The sequence below is a fragment of the Leifsonia sp. 2MCAF36 genome (assembly GCF_052115525.1).
GTDB lineage: Bacteria > Actinomycetota > Actinomycetes > Actinomycetales > Microbacteriaceae > Leifsonia.
This window is the reverse complement of sequence record NZ_JBFRGV010000002.1, coordinates 333,883-349,518: the sequence shown is the minus strand read 5'-3', so window position 1 is coordinate 349,518 and position 15,636 is coordinate 333,883. Positions and strand designations below refer to the sequence as shown.

The 15,636-nt window shown below is 69.1% G+C and carries 14 protein-coding genes and 1 tRNA gene; 6 read left to right on the top strand and 9 right to left on the bottom strand.

Going from position 1 to position 15,636, the window contains the following annotated elements:
• Positions 1-107: 107 nt before the first annotated feature.
• From AB4079_RS05215 to polA, 4 genes are all read right to left on the bottom strand, one after another.
• Positions 108-1,091 carry an epimerase gene (locus AB4079_RS05215; protein WP_441786221.1) on the bottom strand — a complete coding sequence of 328 codons (984 nt, stop codon included), beginning with the start codon at positions 1,089-1,091 and terminating at the stop codon, positions 108-110.
• Positions 1,091-1,723, bottom strand: a complete 633-nt coding sequence (locus AB4079_RS05210; RefSeq protein ID WP_441786220.1) for a DUF4166 domain-containing protein — start codon at positions 1,721-1,723, stop codon at positions 1,091-1,093. Before AB4079_RS05210 ends, AB4079_RS05215 begins: the two co-directional genes overlap by 1 nt.
• A 19-nt stretch (positions 1,724-1,742) precedes the next feature.
• Positions 1,743-3,416 carry a DUF885 domain-containing protein gene (locus tag AB4079_RS05205; RefSeq protein WP_441786219.1) on the bottom strand — a complete coding sequence of 558 codons (1,674 nt, stop codon included), beginning with the start codon at positions 3,414-3,416 and terminating at the stop codon, positions 1,743-1,745.
• Positions 3,417-3,481: 65 nt separating this feature from the next.
• Entirely contained in the window at positions 3,482-6,154 is a 2,673-nt protein-coding gene (polA, locus tag AB4079_RS05200; protein WP_441786218.1) for a DNA polymerase I, read from the bottom strand.
• A gap of 57 nt (positions 6,155-6,211) precedes the next feature.
• Between polA and AB4079_RS05195 the strand changes: the two genes are divergently transcribed.
• Positions 6,212-6,616, top strand: a complete 405-nt coding sequence (locus AB4079_RS05195) for a hotdog fold thioesterase (RefSeq protein WP_441786217.1) — start codon at positions 6,212-6,214, stop codon at positions 6,614-6,616.
• 229 nt (positions 6,617-6,845) lie between these two features.
• On the opposite strand, the gene AB4079_RS05190 is transcribed toward AB4079_RS05195, so the two are convergent.
• A complete protein-coding gene (locus tag AB4079_RS05190) occupies positions 6,846-7,451 on the bottom strand; it encodes an ANTAR domain-containing response regulator (RefSeq protein ID WP_374010458.1) in 606 nt (201 codons plus the stop codon).
• Between the two features lie 38 nt (positions 7,452-7,489).
• On the opposite strand from AB4079_RS05190, the gene AB4079_RS05185 reads away from it, so the two are divergent.
• Positions 7,490-7,572: transfer RNA gene (locus AB4079_RS05185), tRNA-Leu, on the top strand.
• 329 nt (positions 7,573-7,901) lie between these two features.
• On the opposite strand, the gene AB4079_RS05180 is transcribed toward AB4079_RS05185, so the two are convergent.
• Positions 7,902-8,402 carry an FBP domain-containing protein gene (locus tag AB4079_RS05180; protein WP_441786216.1) on the bottom strand — a complete coding sequence of 167 codons (501 nt, stop codon included), beginning with the start codon at positions 8,400-8,402 and terminating at the stop codon, positions 7,902-7,904.
• Positions 8,403-8,487: 85 nt separating this feature from the next.
• Here AB4079_RS05180 and trxA point away from each other — a divergent pair, with 85 nt between their 5' ends.
• Positions 8,488-8,811 carry a thioredoxin gene (trxA, locus tag AB4079_RS05175; RefSeq protein WP_441786215.1) on the top strand — a complete coding sequence of 108 codons (324 nt, stop codon included), beginning with the start codon at positions 8,488-8,490 and terminating at the stop codon, positions 8,809-8,811.
• 3 nt (positions 8,812-8,814) lie between these two features.
• Here trxA and AB4079_RS05170 read toward each other — a convergent pair whose 3' ends face one another.
• Positions 8,815-9,639: a hydrolase gene (locus AB4079_RS05170; RefSeq protein WP_441786214.1), complete on the bottom strand. Its 825-nt coding sequence runs from the start codon at positions 9,637-9,639 to the stop codon at positions 8,815-8,817.
• A 48-nt stretch (positions 9,640-9,687) separates the two neighbouring features.
• On the opposite strand from AB4079_RS05170, the gene AB4079_RS05165 reads away from it, so the two are divergent.
• A complete protein-coding gene (locus AB4079_RS05165; protein WP_441786213.1) occupies positions 9,688-10,719 on the top strand; it encodes an LLM class flavin-dependent oxidoreductase in 1,032 nt (343 codons plus the stop codon).
• A 123-nt stretch (positions 10,720-10,842) separates the two neighbouring features.
• The gene (locus AB4079_RS05160) at positions 10,843-11,784 is read left to right on the top strand and encodes a hypothetical protein (protein ID WP_441786212.1); all 942 of its coding nucleotides are present in this window, start codon (positions 10,843-10,845) and stop codon (positions 11,782-11,784) included.
• Positions 11,785-11,790: 6 nt separating this feature from the next.
• Here AB4079_RS05160 and AB4079_RS05155 read toward each other — a convergent pair whose 3' ends face one another.
• On the bottom strand, positions 11,791-12,258 hold the full coding sequence (locus AB4079_RS05155) for a VOC family protein (protein ID WP_441786211.1): 468 nt from the start codon (positions 12,256-12,258) through the stop codon (positions 11,791-11,793).
• Positions 12,259-12,350: 92 nt separating this feature from the next.
• Here AB4079_RS05155 and AB4079_RS05150 point away from each other — a divergent pair, with 92 nt between their 5' ends.
• The gene (locus tag AB4079_RS05150; RefSeq protein ID WP_441786210.1) at positions 12,351-13,139 is read left to right on the top strand and encodes an SGNH/GDSL hydrolase family protein; all 789 of its coding nucleotides are present in this window, start codon (positions 12,351-12,353) and stop codon (positions 13,137-13,139) included.
• Positions 13,140-13,151: 12 nt separating this feature from the next.
• Here AB4079_RS05150 and AB4079_RS05145 read toward each other — a convergent pair whose 3' ends face one another.
• Positions 13,152-15,596, bottom strand: coding sequence for a phosphoketolase family protein (locus AB4079_RS05145; RefSeq protein ID WP_441786209.1), 2,445 nt, complete (start codon positions 15,594-15,596; stop codon positions 13,152-13,154).
• Positions 15,597-15,636: the final 40 nt, after the last annotated feature.

Here is a 15,636-nt window from a genome sequence, read left to right as displayed (position 1 = left end):
GTAGTGGATGCTCCGTAATGGACAGGATTCAGGCCGGACGCGATGGTGGTGTGTTATTTTCCGCGAACGGCAGGCGGATAGAGGTGTCACAGAAGTGACGATCTAGCTTACCGGGCTGCGGACGCGTGCAGCAAGTCGCGGTCGGCGAGAATCTCGCGCAGTGCCGGCTCCAGTTCGGGATAGGCGAACACGTATCCGGCATCGAGCAGCCGTTCGGGCAGCACCCACCGGCTCTTCAGCACCAATTCGGTCTCCGATCGGATCGCGGCGGTGCCGACTTCGAGCATCCACCGGTACGCCGGGAGCCCGACTCGCACCCCCAGCAGGTGCCGCAGCGTCGCCATGAGAGCTCGGTTGTCGGTCGGTTGCGGCGCCGCGACGTTCACCGGGCCGTCGAGGTCCGGCCGCTGGCGCAGGAACTCGATCGCACCGAGCACGTCGTCGATGTGGACCCAGCTGAATCGCTGGTGCCCGCCACGCGCCCGGAACTCGTGGAACGTGCCGGCGTTGCGTCGCGCCGCCCTGGCGAACCACGGGCCGTCGAGCTGCGGACCGCCGAGCCCGAAACGCACGAGGTTGACCAGTGGCGTCAGCGCGCTCCCGTCGCCCAGCACGATCGCCATCCGTAGGGCGATCCGCCGGGTGGCGGGGAGCTCGCACTCGAACAGCTCCCGTTCCCACGCCTTCGCCACCTCGACAGAGAAGCCGGTGCCGAGCTCGCCGGTGGACTCCGTCATCGGGCGGTCTTCGGCGTGCCGGTAGATCGTTGCGGTGGAGGCATTGAACCAGACCGGCGGCGGCGCGTCGCTCGCGGCGATCGCCGCCCGGACCGCTTTCGTGGTCGACAGCCGGGAGCGGAAGATCTCGGCGCGGTTCGCGTCGCTGTAGCGGCAGTTCACGCTCTTGCCTGCGAGGTTGATCACAGCCGCCGCACCGGTGACCGCGGCGCGTAGGCCGGCGGCGTCATCCCAGCGGACATCCGGCCCCCTCCGCCCGACCAGCACGACCTCTGCTCCCGTGCCGCGGTAGTGCTGCTCCAGGCGCCGGCCGATGAATCCGGACGCCCCGGTGATCACGATGCGCTCGCTCACTACGGCTGCTCACCCTCTGCGGCGATCCCGTAGCGGAACCGCCCTCGATACTGATAGAGCCTGCCGATGACCGGCAGAGCCACAGTAATGGACACCAGCTGCCGCTCGTCGGCGTCATCCCAGCGCTCGGTGAGCACCACGACGGGAGCCAGCGGGCGCGGGATGCGCAGCCGCCGGCCGCCGAGGACCACCCAGACCGCGTTCGACCGCAGCCGCAGGCCGCCGTCGCGCACGGTCGCCGTGAACCGCGCCTCCGTGCGGACCGGCTCCCCGAGGCGGTCCACCAGCCCCGGCTCCCCGCCGGAGAGTCCGATCTGGTCGACCATCCTGAGCCTCCGCCCGTGAAGATCGAAGACGCGGACGGCCGCGACCGCCGGCGCCCCATCCCGCGTTACGGAAGGACGATTCTCCACGGTGAAGGGCACCGACCGCTCCCACACGGGAAACATGACGTGCGACCGCGCGAACAGGGCGAGCACCGGCCACAGCCATCGCCGCGGCGTACCGACCGTGTCGAACACGCCGCTCCCCCGCCCCACCGCGCCGGCCGGGATGGCGTCGAAGTACGCCTGCAGTCGCGGGTGCAGGTCGTCGAACGACGCGCCCAGCACAACGCGGTACGGAGAGGTCACGGCTGACGGGGTGCGCTGCTCAGTCGAGCAGCGCCGCCTTCAGCGTGTCGAGGCCGACGCCGCCGATATCGAGCGCCTTCTTGTGGAACGCCTTGATGTCGAAGGACGCTCCCTCGCGGCGCGCGTACTCGTCGCGCAGCTGCTCCCAGATGCGCTGACCGATCTTGTACGAGGGCGCCTGACCCGGCCAGCCGAGGTAGCGGTTCACCTCGAAGCGGACGAACCCGTCGTTCATGTTGACGTTCTCGCGGAGGAACGGGAAAGCGTCTTCGCCCGTCCAGGGTCGGGAGCCGTCCGGTAGCGGCTTCTCGAGGTGCACTCCGATGTCGAGCACGACGCGAGCTGCACGCATCCGCTGACCGTCGAGCATCCCCAGGCGGTCGGCGGGGTCGTCGAGGTAGCCGAGCTGCTCCATCAGGCGCTCGGCGTACAGCGCCCAGCCTTCGGCATGGCCGGACGTACCCGCGATGCGGCGCCACGAGTTGAGCTGGGCCTTGTTGTAGGTCGCCTGGGCGATCTGCAGGTGGTGACCCGGCACCCCCTCGTGGTAGACGGTGGTCAGCTCGCGCCAGGTGTCGAACTCCGTGACGCCCTCTGGCACGCTCCACCACATCCGGCCGGCGCGCGCGAAGTCGTCGCTCGGCCCGGTGTAATAGATGCCGCCCTCCTGCGTGGGGGCGATCATGCACTCGAGGCGCCGGATCTCAGCGGGGATGTCGAAGTGGGACTTACCGAGTTCTTCGATCGCGCGGTCGCTGGTCTCCTGCATCCACCGCTGCAGTGCGTCCGTGCCGTGCAGCTTGCGGCTCGGATCGCCGTCGAGGAAGGCGATCGCGTCGAGCACGCTCGCTCCCGGCTTGATCTCGTTCGCGATGGACTCCTGCTCGGAGCGCATCCGGGCCAGCTCCTCGATGCCCCACTCGTAGGTCTCGTCGAGGTCGACGGTCGCGCCGAGGAAGCCGCGCGAGGCGAGAGCGTAGTGCTCGCGGCCCACCGCGTCCTTTTCGGGAGCGTGCTGTGCCAGCTCGTTCTCGAAGAAGTCGGCGAGCGTCGCATAGGCCTGCGCCGACTCCGCGGCACCGGCGGCCAGGTCGGATTTCAGCGACTCGGGCAGCACGCCGTCGAGCGGCTTCGCGTGTGCGGTGAACTCGAAGAAGAACCCGGTGTCGGCGACCTGCTTGCGCGCCTGGATGAGCACCTCGCGCACCTGACGGATCGCCGGGACGTTGCCATTCCGGATGCCGCTGCGCAGGGTCTCGATGTAGCCGTCCATCGCCGCGGGCAGGTTGTGCAGGCGCTTGGCGACGTTCGCCCAGTCGTCCTCGGTATCGGTCGGGACCAGGTCGAAGATCTCGCGGAGTTCCTGCGCCGGGGAGGCGATCACATTGAGGTCGCGCTGCGCGAAGCCGGCCTCGTGCTTCTCGATGGTGAGCTGCAGCTCGCGCGCAAGGTCCATCTTGGTGACGCGGTCGATCTCGTCAACGGGCTCGGCCGCCTCGATACGGGCCAGCGCCTCTTTCACCTTGGCGATGGCGTGCTCGGCACCGGCCGGCGAGTAGTCGGCGTACTCGCCCTCACGGCCGGGGCGGCCCAGCCAGACGTGGAATTCCGGGTACAGCTCGAGTTGGGTGTCCACCCACTCCTCGGCGATCGTGTCGACCGGGGTGGGTTCGCGCTTCTGATCGTTGGTCATGATTCGACCCTACCGACGACGCCCCTCGCTGGACACGGGAACATCCGGGCTGTGGATAACTCGCCTCAGTGTGCAGCCGCGTCCCAGTTCGCGCCGCGACCGACCTGGACGTCGAGAGGAACGCGGAGGTCGACGGCCCCGGTCATCCGTGCCCGCACGATGGCCTCCAGCGCATCCCACTCGCCGCTCGCGACTTCGAAGATGAGCTCGTCGTGCACCTGCAGCAGCATCCGTGATTCGAGCCGCTGGTCGATGATGTCGCCGGCGATCCCGAGCATCGCGACCTTCATGATGTCGGCCGCCGAGCCCTGGATGGGCGCGTTCAACGCCTGGCGCTCGGCGTTCTCGCGCAGCACGCGGTTGGTGGATGTCAGGTCGGCGAACGGCCGACGACGCCCGAAGATCGTCTCGGTGAAGCCGTCCACGCGTGCCTGCTCGACCACGTTGCGCAGGTAGTCGCGCACCGCGCCGAAACGCTCGAAGTAGTCGGTCATCAGCTGACGAGCCTCGGAGGTCTCGATGCGCAGCTGCTTGGAGAGACCGAAGGCGCTGAGGCCGTAGGCGAGCCCGTACGACATCGCCTTGACCTTGGTGCGCATGGCGGAGGTCACTTCGGCCGGGGAGACGCCGAACACGCGCGAGCCGACGAAGCGGTGCAGGTCCTCCCCCGCGTTGAACGCCTCGATCAGCCCTGCGTCGCCGGAGAGGTGCGCCATGATCCGCATCTCGATCTGCGAGTAGTCGGCCGTGAGGAGGGTCTCGAAGCCCTCGCCCTGCGTGAAGGCCGAGCGGATCTCGCGCCCCTCCTCCGTGCGGATCGGGATGTTCTGCAGGTTCGGGTCGTTCGACGAGATGCGGCCGGTGCTGGTGCCGGTCTGGTCGTAGGTGGTGTGGATGCGTCCATCGATTTCGACCGACCGCTCCAGCGTCTCCACGATCTGCTTCAGCTTCGTCGCGTCGCGGTGCTGGAGCAGCAGGCCGAGGAACGGATGCGGGTTCTTCTCCTGCAGGTCGGCGAGCGACCCGGCGTCGGTCGAGTACCCGGTCTTCGTGGAGCGGGTCTTCGGCATCCCGAGCTCGTCGAAAAGCACCTGCTGCAGCTGCTTGGGCGAGCCGAGGTTGATCTCGTGACCGATCTGGGCGTACGCCTGGGCGGCGTAGTCGTTGGCCTTGTCGGTCAGCTGACCGCGGAGCCGTGAGAGGACCTCGGAGTCGATGGAGACGCCGTTCAGCTCCATCTCCGCCAGCACGGCGACCAGCGGCAGCTCGATGTCGTCGAGGACGGCGCGCGTGCCCTCGTCGAGGGCGATCATCTGCCCCTCGGCGACGCGGCGGATGAACCAGGCTTCGGTCGCCGGGCTCACGGCGTCGTTGATCGGCACGAGCTGGTTGGGGTCGGAGACGGGGAGCGTCTCGCCGAGCACCTCGTAGACCTGCTCGGCGAGCGACTGCGGGGCGGCGCCCGGCTTGACCAGCCAGGAGGCGACGCGCGTGTCGAAGGCGAGCCCATCGACCACGAAGCCGGCACGGCTCAGCGCCTTGAACTGCGGCTTGGCGTGGAAGAAGTACTTGGGCGCACCGCTCGCGAGCCACGTCTCCAGCGCTTCGTAGTCTTTGCGACCGGCTGTCCACGGCACGTAGACGCTGTCGTCGCCGATGGCCAGGCCGAACCCGGTGATGCCGGCCGGGCCGGTCTCGAGCTGGACGGCGATGGCCGCGCCGTCGGCTGAGGCCTTCGTCAGCCAGTTCTCCAGCTCTTCGTCGACCATCGTGCGGACCGGCGGAGCGCTGACCGCTCCCGCGTCGCCGATCTCGGTGGCCGAGGCGACGCCGTCGAGCATCCCCTCTTCTGCCGCCGTCTTCATCAGCCGGTCGAGCAGGGTCTTGAACTGCAGCCGGGCGAAGATGTCGCGCACAGCGTTCTCGTTCAGCGGCTTGCGTTCGAGGTCGGCCGGGCCGATCGGGAGTTCGACGTCGTCGAGCAGCTGGTTCAGGCGCCGGTTCCGGAGGGCGTTCTCCTTCTGGTCGCGAAGGTTCTGGCCGACGACGCCCTTGATCTCGTCGGCGTGCGCCACGATGTTCTCGACCGTGCCGTACTGCTGGACCCACTTGACGGCGGTCTTCTCGCCGACCTTGTCGATGCCGATCAGATTGTCGCTGGTCTCGCCGACGAGGGCGGCGATCTCGGGATACTCGTGCGGCTCGATCCCGTACTTCTCGCGCACGGCGGCGGGGTCGTACACCTTCAGCTCGGACACCCCGCGGACGTTCGGGTACAGCAGGGTCACGTCGTCGTTGACGAGCTGGATGGTGTCACGGTCACCCGAGACGATCAGCACCTTGAAGCCCTGCTCGGCGCCCTGACGCGCAAGGGTGGCGAGGATGTCGTCGGCCTCGTAGTCCTCCTTGGCGATCGTGGTCACGTTCATCGCGTGCAGCGCCTCTTCGAGGAGCGGAACCTGGCCGGCGAACTCGGACGGCGTCTCGCCGCGGGTGCCCTTGTACTCCGGGTATTCGCGCGTGCGGAACGAGTAGCGGGAGATGTCGAACGCGACCGCCAGGTGGGTCGGCTTCTGCTGCTGCAGCAGGTTGATGAACATGGCGATGAAGCCGTGGATCGCGTTGGTGTGCTGACCCTCACGGTTCACGAAACTGTCGACAGGGAGAGCGTAGAAGGCCCGAAATGCCAGCGAATGGCCGTCGATGATCAGGAGGGTAGGCTTTTCGGAGTCTGACACCAGGCCAGCCTACAAGGGGCCGGTGACAGTCCAGACGACCGTCAGGAGAGGCCGAGGATGACCGACGACGCGCTCACATATGTGCAGCAGAGGGGGCTCGGTCGGCTGGCCGAGAAGATGGGCATCGAGATGCTCGAGTTCAGCGTGGAGCGCGCCGTGGCGCGGATGCCGGTCGAAGGGAACACCCAACCGGCCGACCTCCTGCACGGCGGCGCCTACGTGGTGCTGGGCGAATCCCTCGGCTCGATGTCGGCCAACCTGTATGCCGGCGAAGGACGCCTCGCGGTCGGCATCGAGATCAACGCGTCGCACACCCGCTCCGCGACGAGCGGCTACGTGACCGGCGTCTGCACGCCCATCCACCTGGGCCGCACGCTGACGACGCACGAGATCGCCGTGACCGACGACCGGGGTCGCCGCTGCTCGACCATCCGCATCACGAACCTGATCAAGGAGCTGTAGGAGCCGCCTTCCGCCCTCACCCGTCGAAAACGGAGGACGGCTCGCGACCTTCCGAACTGGGCTCCTCCTTTTCGTGCCCGGGCACCGCGTGTCACAGGCGAAGCCCTCCGCTTCCTGACGCAAACGGAGGAGTCCGTGAACGTGGTTGCCTCAGAAGACGGGAAAAGGAGGAGCGCTCGGCAGCTTGCGCCGAAAACTCCTCCCTATGTCGCCGGCCGCGAAAAGGCGACTACTTCTTCGGCGCGAGCTGCTCGATGATCGCCTGGGCGACGTCGTGCATGGTCAGGCGGCGATCCATCGACGCCTTCTGGATCCAGCGGAACGCCTCCGGCTCGGACAGGCCCATCTTCTCGTTGAGGAGGCCCTTGGCGCGGTCGACCAGCTTGCGGGTCTCGAAGCGCTGCACCATGTCGGAGACCTCGGCCTCCAGCGCGATGATCTGCTGGTAGCGGGCGAGGGCGATCTCGATGGCCGGAAGGAGGTCGTTCGGCGTGAACGGCTTGACGACGTACGCCAGAGCGCCGGCCTCGGTCGCGCGCTCGACCAGTTCTTTCTGGCTGAAAGCGGTCAGCAGGACGACGGGAGCGATGTGGTCCTTCGACAGACGCTCGGCAGCCGAGATGCCGTCGAGCTGGGGCATCTTCACATCCATGATGACCAGGTCGGGGCGCAGCTCGGTGGCCAGGGCGACGGCCGTCTCGCCGTCTCCGGCCTCACCGACGACCTCGAACCCGTTGTCACGCAGGATCTCGACGATGTCGAGGCGGATGAGGGACTCGTCCTCCGCAACGACGACGCGGCGGGGTGCGGTGGGGGTCGTTTCCTGGTCAGTCACGCACAAAAGCCTACGGTATTGTTCAGGTGTTGTTGTGCGCCGCCGTGGCGGAATGGCAGACGCGGAGCACTCAAAATGCTTTGTCCGGAAGGGCGTGTGGGTTCGAGTCCCACCGGCGGCACGACTGTCATGAGTCGCGACATAGGTCTCACCTGAGTCGCGACATAGGTCTCACTTCAGAGGGTCCCCGGTTCTGGCCGGGGACCTTTTGTGTTGTTGGCCCAATAGCTGGGTGACATGCCTCCGACTGTGTCATGTCACTAGCGTCGGAGATCCGGCCGCTAGGTTCGGAGATCCGCGCCGATCGGGGCCCAGATCTCCGACATACCGCGGCCGGTCGGAGATTCGCGCCCGTCTCTCCGACGCAAGGCGCGCCCCCGCTCGGAGCTCGAGGCCGAGTTCCCGCTGAGACCTATGTCGTGAACTCAGACACCACCGGCGGCACGACGATCAGATACGGGCACCGACGACGGTCGCGGCGAAGCGGCGGGCGCGCTGGGCCAGCCCCGCGATCCGCTCGGCGACCACCAGGTCGGCGTCGAAGCCGACGTACGACGGCGGCGGCGTCCTCCGCACATTGGCGCTGCACTCGAAGGCTCCGCAGACCAGCGTGCCCACCGTGTCGCCATTGCGGCCGGCCTGCCCCGCGCGTCGCGCCGACCAGAACCAGACGTCGTTCGTGAGGTGCACATCCTGGCACCAGCCGCACATGGTGGGCGCGTTCGACCGCATGGACGCTTCGGACGCGCGCAGCACGATCCCCACCGGGCCGTCGGCGGCCGGGATGACGACGTAGCCGCGTTGCGGGAGCCGCGGATCGCGCCAGCCGAGGTACTCGCGTCGCGCCCAGTCCACCTCGTGCAGGCCGGGTGGCAGGGGAAGCTCCTCGGCTTCGCCGCGGGAGCAGTTGACGAACGACTCGCGGATCTGCTGCGGGCTCAGGATCTCCATGCGCACCTCCTGACTCCCATGCTCGCACAGGATTCGAGCCTCACCCCTTGACCCTGCCCCCGAGGTCAGGGCTTAGCGTGCCTGCATGACCACCATCGAGAGCGTCACCGACGCCAGCTTCCAGGAGGATGTGCTCGCCGCACCGGGCACCACCGTCGTCGAGTTCTGGGCGGAGTGGTGCGGTCCCTGCCGTGCGCTGTCGCCGATCCTGCAGAAGTTGCAGGAGGAGCACGGCGACCGCATCCGCATCGTCAAGATCAACGCCGACGAGAACATGGAGACCACGGTCGCCTACAAAGCGATGGCGCTGCCGGTGATGAAGGTGTTCCGCGACGGCGAGGTGGTCAAGACGATCGTCGGCGCCAAGCCGAAGCGGGCGATGGAGATGGAGCTGGCGCCGTTCCTCTGAGGCTCAGGTGAGGTGGTCGAACGCGCCGCTCACCCAGCCGATGTACCGCTCGGCCGACCGCTGCACCGCACCCCGGGCGTCCTGCAGCACGACGTTGCCGAGGTTGCCGTACAGCCGCTCGAACGGACGGTCGCAGACGTCGTCGGCGATGCGCCGGACCACGGAGGCGGAGAGTGGGATGTCGTTCGGGTAGCTGCGCTGGAACGTCACCCAGCGCTGCGACGGCCCCGGGAAGACGGTGTCCCCGCTGAGCACCACACCGCGGTCCCAGTGCACGACGGCGCTTCCCGGGAAGTGGCCGCCGATGGTCCGCAGGGTGACGCCGGGGAGCACCTCGACCTCACCGGTCCAGGATTGGATGGCCGGGTCGTCTCGTTGCACCCAGTGCCGGTCGGCCGCGTTCACGAGCACAGGAGGGTCGCCCAGCATCCGGGACCAGGTCACCTGAGCCCCGAACATGTGCGGGTGGCTGGTGGCGATGATGGCGGCGCCGCCGAGGTCCTGCACCGCAGCGGCCGCCGCCTCGTCGACGTACCCGGTCGGGTCCCACAGCAGGTTGCCCTCCGGCGTGCGGAGCAGGATGCTCTGCTGCCCGATCCCGACCCGCGGCTCGCTGCGCAGCCCGTAGAGGTCGGGCTCCAGCTCGGTGATGACGACCCGCTCCCCCTCGCGTTGCAGGCGCTGCAGGGTGGTCCACTCCTGACCGGTCGGCGGGACGTACTGCCGCTCGTCCTCGCAGATGGGACACGAGGCGGGTGGACGCTCACCCGCGGCGTCTGGGACCGCGCTCGTCTCCACCGCACACGTTGCACACAGCCAATCCGCCACACCCGGACTCTAGCGTGACGGAATAGGCTGCGACGAGGACCGATTGGAGTGGATGTGAAACGCATCGGGTTCCTCAGCTTCGGGCACTACCAGCCCATTCCCGGCTCCGTGTCGCGCACCGCGGCCGACGCCCTCACCCAGACCATCGAGCTCGCCGTCGCGGCGGAGGAGCTGGGTGCGGACGGCGCGTTCGTCCGCGTGCACCACTTCGCCCCGCAGCTCGCCTCGCCCTTCCCGCTGCTGGCGGCGATCGGCGCGCGCACGAGCCGCATCGACATCGGCACCGCCGTGATCGACATGCGCTACGAGAATCCTCTGTACATGGCCGAGGATGCGTCAGCCGCCGACCTGATCAGCGGCGGCCGGCTGCAGCTGGGCGTGAGCCGCGGCTCACCGGAGACCGCGCTGCGCGGTTCGGAGTCGTTCGGCTACGCGCCCGCCGAGGGCGAGACGGATGCCGACATGGCCCGCCGGCACACCGAGCTGTTCCGCGCCGCGATCTCGGGCGCGGGTGTGGCCGAGGCGAACCCGGCGATGACCGGCGGCCAGCGCGGCGCGCTCGCGATCGAGCCGCAGTCGCCCGGGCTCGCGGACCGGATCTGGTGGGGCGCGGGAACGCGTGCGACCGCCCTCTGGGCCGCGGAGCAGGGCATGAACCTGATGAGCTCGACCCTCCTCACCGAAGACACCGGCGTTCCCTTCTCCGACCTGCAGGCAGAGCAGCTGCAGCAGTACCGCGACGCCTGGGCCGCGGCCGGCTGGGAGCGCGAGCCGCGCGTCTCGGTCAGCCGCAGCATCCTGCCGATCACCACGGACCTGGACCGCCGGTACTTCGGCGCCTCCGCCCTCGCCGAACGGCACGACCAGGTCGGCCACCTCGACGGCGGACTCGCCCGCTTCGGCAAGAGCTACGTCGGCGACCCCGAGCGCATCGTGGAGGAGCTGCGCGAGGATGCCGCGGTCGCCGACGCAGACACTCTGCTGGTGACCGTGCCGAATCAGCTGGGGGTGGACTACAACGCGCACCTGTTGGAGACGATCGTCACCCAGATCGCGCCGGCCCTCGGCTGGCGCGACTAGCGAACACTTCCCCCTCGTGTCCCCCGAACGCGGCATAGACGAATCCTCTGGGCCTGGAATGATGGGGATACCGCACACCCGAATCTGCGGTGACCGTACCGTTCCGCGTTCAAAGGGTGTGCCATGCGCGTTCCACGTCTCCGCTCCGCCGTCACGGCGTCGGCGCTGGCCCTCGCCATCGGCGGGTCTGCTCTGATCGCCACCGCGCCGGCAGCGGCCGTGACCCAGCGCGTCGCGAGCACCACACCCACCTCGGCGATCACCGGGATGTGGGCGTGGGGCAACCCCATCGATCCTGCAGTGGATGCGCGTGGCCTCGGCGAGGCGCAGTTCGAGCCGCAGGCGCTGGCCGACTTCGCTGCGGCGCACAAGCTGCGCACGGTGTTCCTCTCCGTGCCGTGGGCCGCCGACGAGGGGCCGTTCTCGGCCTGGCTGACCGACGCGGTCGCCGCGCTGCACGCCGCCGGCGTCACGAAGGTCGCCGCACTCGGCGGCGACGCCGCGTGGGCGGACGATCCGTCTCTCGCCGCGGACTGGACGGCCGCGGCCCTCCGTGCGGCGCCGTTCGACGCCATCCAATTCGACGTGGAGCCGTGGGTGGTCTCCTCCGACGACCAGCTGCCGGCGGTCGTGGCGAAGCTGCAGGCCATGTACGACAGCGCGAAGACAGCCGCGGGTTCGGTGCCGATCGGAGCCGACCTGCCGTGGTGGCTCGCTGCCAAGCCGCAGCCCGGCGGTGGGACCGCGTTCGACGCCCTGCTCCCCCGGCTGAAGTCGGTGGCCATCGTCGCGTTCAGCGACCACGCGGGCGGCACCGACGGCATCGTGGCGCTCGCCAAGCCGGCGGCGACGGCGGCCGCCGCCAAGCGCATCCCGTTCACCATCGGGGTCGAGACGGACACCCCGGAGGTCGCCGGCGGACCCTCGGCGACGTTCGGTGACGACACGGCAACCCTGCTCGAGTCCGAGACGGCGAAGGTGCGCAGCCAGCTGTCGTCGCTGCGCGGCTACGGCGGCGTGACGGTCGAACACCTGCTCAGCTGGCAGGACCTGATCGCCCGCTAGCGACCGTCAGCGGCCGTCAGCGGCCGCCTCCAGCGCTGCGACGTCGAGCTTCCGCATCCCCAACATCGCCTGGTTCGCCCGGCTCGCTCGCGCGCGGTCCGGGTCCGCCTGCAGTTCCAGGAGCCGTCGCGGCACGATCTGCCAGCTGACACCCCAGCGGTCCTTCAGCCAGCCGCACATGCTCTCCTCGCCGCCGTCGGCCGTCAGCGCGTCCCACAACCGGTCCACCTCGGCCTGGTCGTCGCACACCACCGAGAGCGAGAACGCCTCGGTGAAGCCGCCCGCCGGACCGGTGTTCATCGCCTGGTACTCGACACCGCCCAGGGTGAAGCGCAGAACGACGAGCCCGTCCGGCATCCCCTCGCCGAAGCGCTGGACCTCCAGGATGCTCGAGTCCGGGATCAGGGACGTGTACAGCTCCGCCGCCTCCTCCACTCCGCTCTCGAACCACAGGAACGTGCTGACCTTCTGCATGGGATCCCCCTCCGGACTCCGTCGTCGTTGCGGCCCATGCTAGCCGCGGGCTGCGTTCGGAGGGCAGCTCCCGGCGGAGTAGCGTTGCACCCGTGTCGAGCACCGCATTCTCCAGCTACATCGCCATCGGGGACAGCTTCACGGAGGGCGTCGGCGACGACCTGCCCGACGGGCGCGTGCGCGGCTGGGCCGACTTCGTGGCGCTCGGGATGGCCGCCGCCTCGGACGAACCGTTCCGTTACGCCAACTTGGCCGTACGCGGCCGCAAGCTGGGGCCGATCGTGACCGAGCAGGTGGACCCCGCGATCGCGCAGCATCCGGACCTGGTCAGCCTGAACGGCGGCGGCAACGACATCATGCGTCCGCGCGTCTCCATCGAGGGCGTCGCGCAGACGCTGATGGCCGCGGCCGACCGGGTGATCGCCTCCGGCAGCCACATGCTGCTGCTGAGCGGTGCGAACCCGAGCGCCCATCTGCCCCTCGGCGGCCTGATCCGCCGCAGGGGCGAGGAGTTGGCGGTGGCGGTGCGGGCGATGCTCCCGCGCGACGGCATCACGTTCGTCGACAACTGGGCCGATCAGGGCCTGGAGGACATCCGCTACTGGTCGGAGGACCGCCTCCACCTCGGCCCGCTCGGCCACGCCCGCGTCGCGAGCAACGTGCTGACCGCGCTCGGCGTTCCGGTACCGCCGGAGTGGGGCGTGGAGGAGGTCGCAGCGGCTCCGCCGGGCGAGAAGACCCGACGCACCGCCGACTACTACCGCCGCTATGTCCTGCCCTGGGTGGGCCGCCGGCTGACGGGCCGCTCCTCCGGCGACCACCGCGCGGCTAAGATCGCCGAGCTGACTGTGGTCGACCCGGAGGGCGCGCACCCGCTCTGAGCGCCGCGCACATCAGTCGTTGTCGCCCCCGGTGGTGTCGATGCGCGTGGTCCGCTCGCCGCCGCCCCACTTCCACTCGGCCACCTCGGGGATGTCCTCCCCGTGCTCCCGGGTGTACTGGCGGGCGCGGAGACGCGCATCCTGCATCTCCTGTCGCAGCCCCGCCTCGCGGGAGGAGAGCCCGGCCACCCGGTCGATCACGTCGATGACCAGGTGGTACCGGTCGAGGTCGTTGAGCATGACCATGTCGAACGGTGTGGTCGTCGTCCCCTCCTCCTTGTACCCGCGGACGTGGAGGTTGTCGTGGCCGCGCCGCCGGTAGGTGAGGCGGTGGATCAACCAGGGGTAGCCGTGGTAGGCGAAGATGACCGGCTTGTCGGTGGTGAACAGCGCGTCGTACTCGCGGTCGTTCAGGCCGTGAGGATGCTCCCGCTCGTCCTGCAGCCGCATCAGGTCGACGACGTTGACCACGCGCACCTTCAGGTCGGGCAGGCGGCGACGCAGGATGTCGGCGGCCGCGAGCGTCTCCAGCGTCGGGATGTCGCCCGCGCAGCCGAGCACCACGTCCGGCTCCTCCCCCTCGACCTCGGTGCCCGCCCACGGGAAGATGCCGATGCCACGGGTGCAGTGGGCGACGGCGTCCTCCATGTTCAGCCACTGCGGCGACGGCTGCTTGCCGGCGACCACCACGTTGACGTAGTCGACCGACCGCAGGCAGTGGTCATAGGTCGAGAGCAGCGTGTTCGCGTCGAACGGCAGGTAGACGCGGACGACATCCGCCTTCTTGTTGACGACGTGGTCGATGAAGCCGGGGTCCTGGTGGGAGGCGCCGTTGTGGTCCTGCCGCCAGACATGCGAGCTGAGCAGGTAGTTGAGGGAGGCGACGGGACGCCGCCAGGGCACCTCGCTCGCCGACTTCAGCCACTTGGCGTGCTGGTTGAACATCGAGTCGACGATGTGGACGAACGCCTCGTACGACGTGAAGACGCCGTGCCGGCCAGACAGCAGGTACCCCTCGAGCCAGCCCTGGCACTGGTGCTCGCTGAGCACCTCCATCACGCGGCCCTGCGGCGCCAGGTGGTTGTCCGAGTCGATCGGCAGGTACTCCGCGTTCCACTGCTTGGCCGTCTCCTCGAAGACGGCCTGCAACCGGTTGGAGGCGACCTCGTCCGGACCGAACAGGCGGAAGTCGTGCGGGTTGGCGATCATCACATCCCGGAACCAGTCGCCCAGCACGCGGGTCGCTTCGGCCACCGTGTCGCCGGGGACCGGAACGTCGACGGCGTAGTCGCGGAAGTCGGGCAGCCGCAGGTCGCGCCGGAGGAGGCCGCCGTTCGCAACAGGATTTGCGCTCATCCGCCGGTCGCCCGCTGGCGCCAGCGAGGTGATCAGCTCGACCGGGCGGCCCTCCTCGTCGAAGAGCTCCTCTGGCCGGTAGGAGAGCATCCAACTCTCCAGCAGCCGCGTGTGCTCCTCGGTGTCGCGTGCGTTCGCGAGCGGCACCTGGTGTGAGCGCCAGTTGTTCTCGGCCGGGTGGCCGTCGATCTCGGCCGGGCACGTCCATCCCTTCGGCGTGCGCAGGATGAGCATCGGCCAGGCCGGACGTCCGTCGAAGTCGCCCTCCGCCGCGCCGCCTTTGATCGCGGCGATCCGGTCGAGGATCACGTCGAGCGTCGCCGCCATCCGCTTGTGCACCTCGCGCGGGTCCTCGCCGTCGAAGCCGCCGGACACGACGAACGGCTCGTAGCCGTAGCCGCGCATGAGGTCGAGGAGTTCCGCCTCCGGGATGCGCGCCAGCACCGTCGGGTTAGCGATCTTGTAGCCGTTGAGGTGCAGGATCGGCAGCACCACACCGTCCTGCTGCGGGTTGAGGAACTTGTTCGAGTGCCAGGCGGTCGCCAGCGGCCCGGTCTCGGCCTCCCCGTCGCCGACCACCGCCGCGACGAGGAGGTCGGGATGGTCGAACGCCGCGCCGTACGCGTGCGAGAGGGCGTAGCCGAGCTCACCGCCCTCATGGATGGAACCCGGCGTCTGGGGGGCAGCGTGGCTCGGGATGCCGCCGGGGAAGGAGAACTGCCGGAACAGCCGGCGCAGCCCGTCCTCGCTCTGGTCGATTGCGCTGTAGACCTCGCTGTACGTGCCGTCGAGGTAGGCGCTCGCCACCACGCCCGGTCCGCCGTGGCCGGGACCGGCGACGAACAGCATGTCGAGGTCCCGCTCCCGGATGGCGCGGTTGAGGTGGGCGTAGATGAAGTTGAGGCCGGGAGTGGTTCCCCAGTGCCCGAGCAGCCGGGGCTTGATGTCGTCGCGGGACAGCGGCCGACGGAGCAGCGGATTGTCGAGCAGGTAGATCTGCCCGACCGAGAGGTAGTTGGCCGCTCGCCACCAGGCGTCCAGCCGGTCGAGCATCCCCTCGCTGAGATCGTGTCCGTTGGACGCGGTGGTCGTGTCGGTCATCGTGCTCCCTCCGGTCCCCCGCCCGCACGACGACGCGCCG

Coding starts and splice junctions, on each gene's coding strand:
- AB4079_RS05155 (WP_441786211.1), bottom strand. CDS start 12,258: ATGCAGAAGGTCAGCACGTTCCTGTGGTTCGAGAGCGGAGTGGAGGAG.
- AB4079_RS05160 (WP_441786212.1), top strand. CDS start 10,843: ATGCGCGTTCCACGTCTCCGCTCCGCCGTCACGGCGTCGGCGCTGGCC.
- AB4079_RS05180 (WP_441786216.1), bottom strand. CDS start 8,402: ATGGAGATCCTGAGCCCGCAGCAGATCCGCGAGTCGTTCGTCAACTGC.
- AB4079_RS05195 (WP_441786217.1), top strand. CDS start 6,212: ATGACCGACGACGCGCTCACATATGTGCAGCAGAGGGGGCTCGGTCGG.
- trxA (WP_441786215.1), top strand. CDS start 8,488: ATGACCACCATCGAGAGCGTCACCGACGCCAGCTTCCAGGAGGATGTG.
- AB4079_RS05205 (WP_441786219.1), bottom strand. CDS start 3,416: ATGACCAACGATCAGAAGCGCGAACCCACCCCGGTCGACACGATCGCC.
- AB4079_RS05145 (WP_441786209.1), bottom strand. CDS start 15,596: ATGACCGACACGACCACCGCGTCCAACGGACACGATCTCAGCGAGGGG.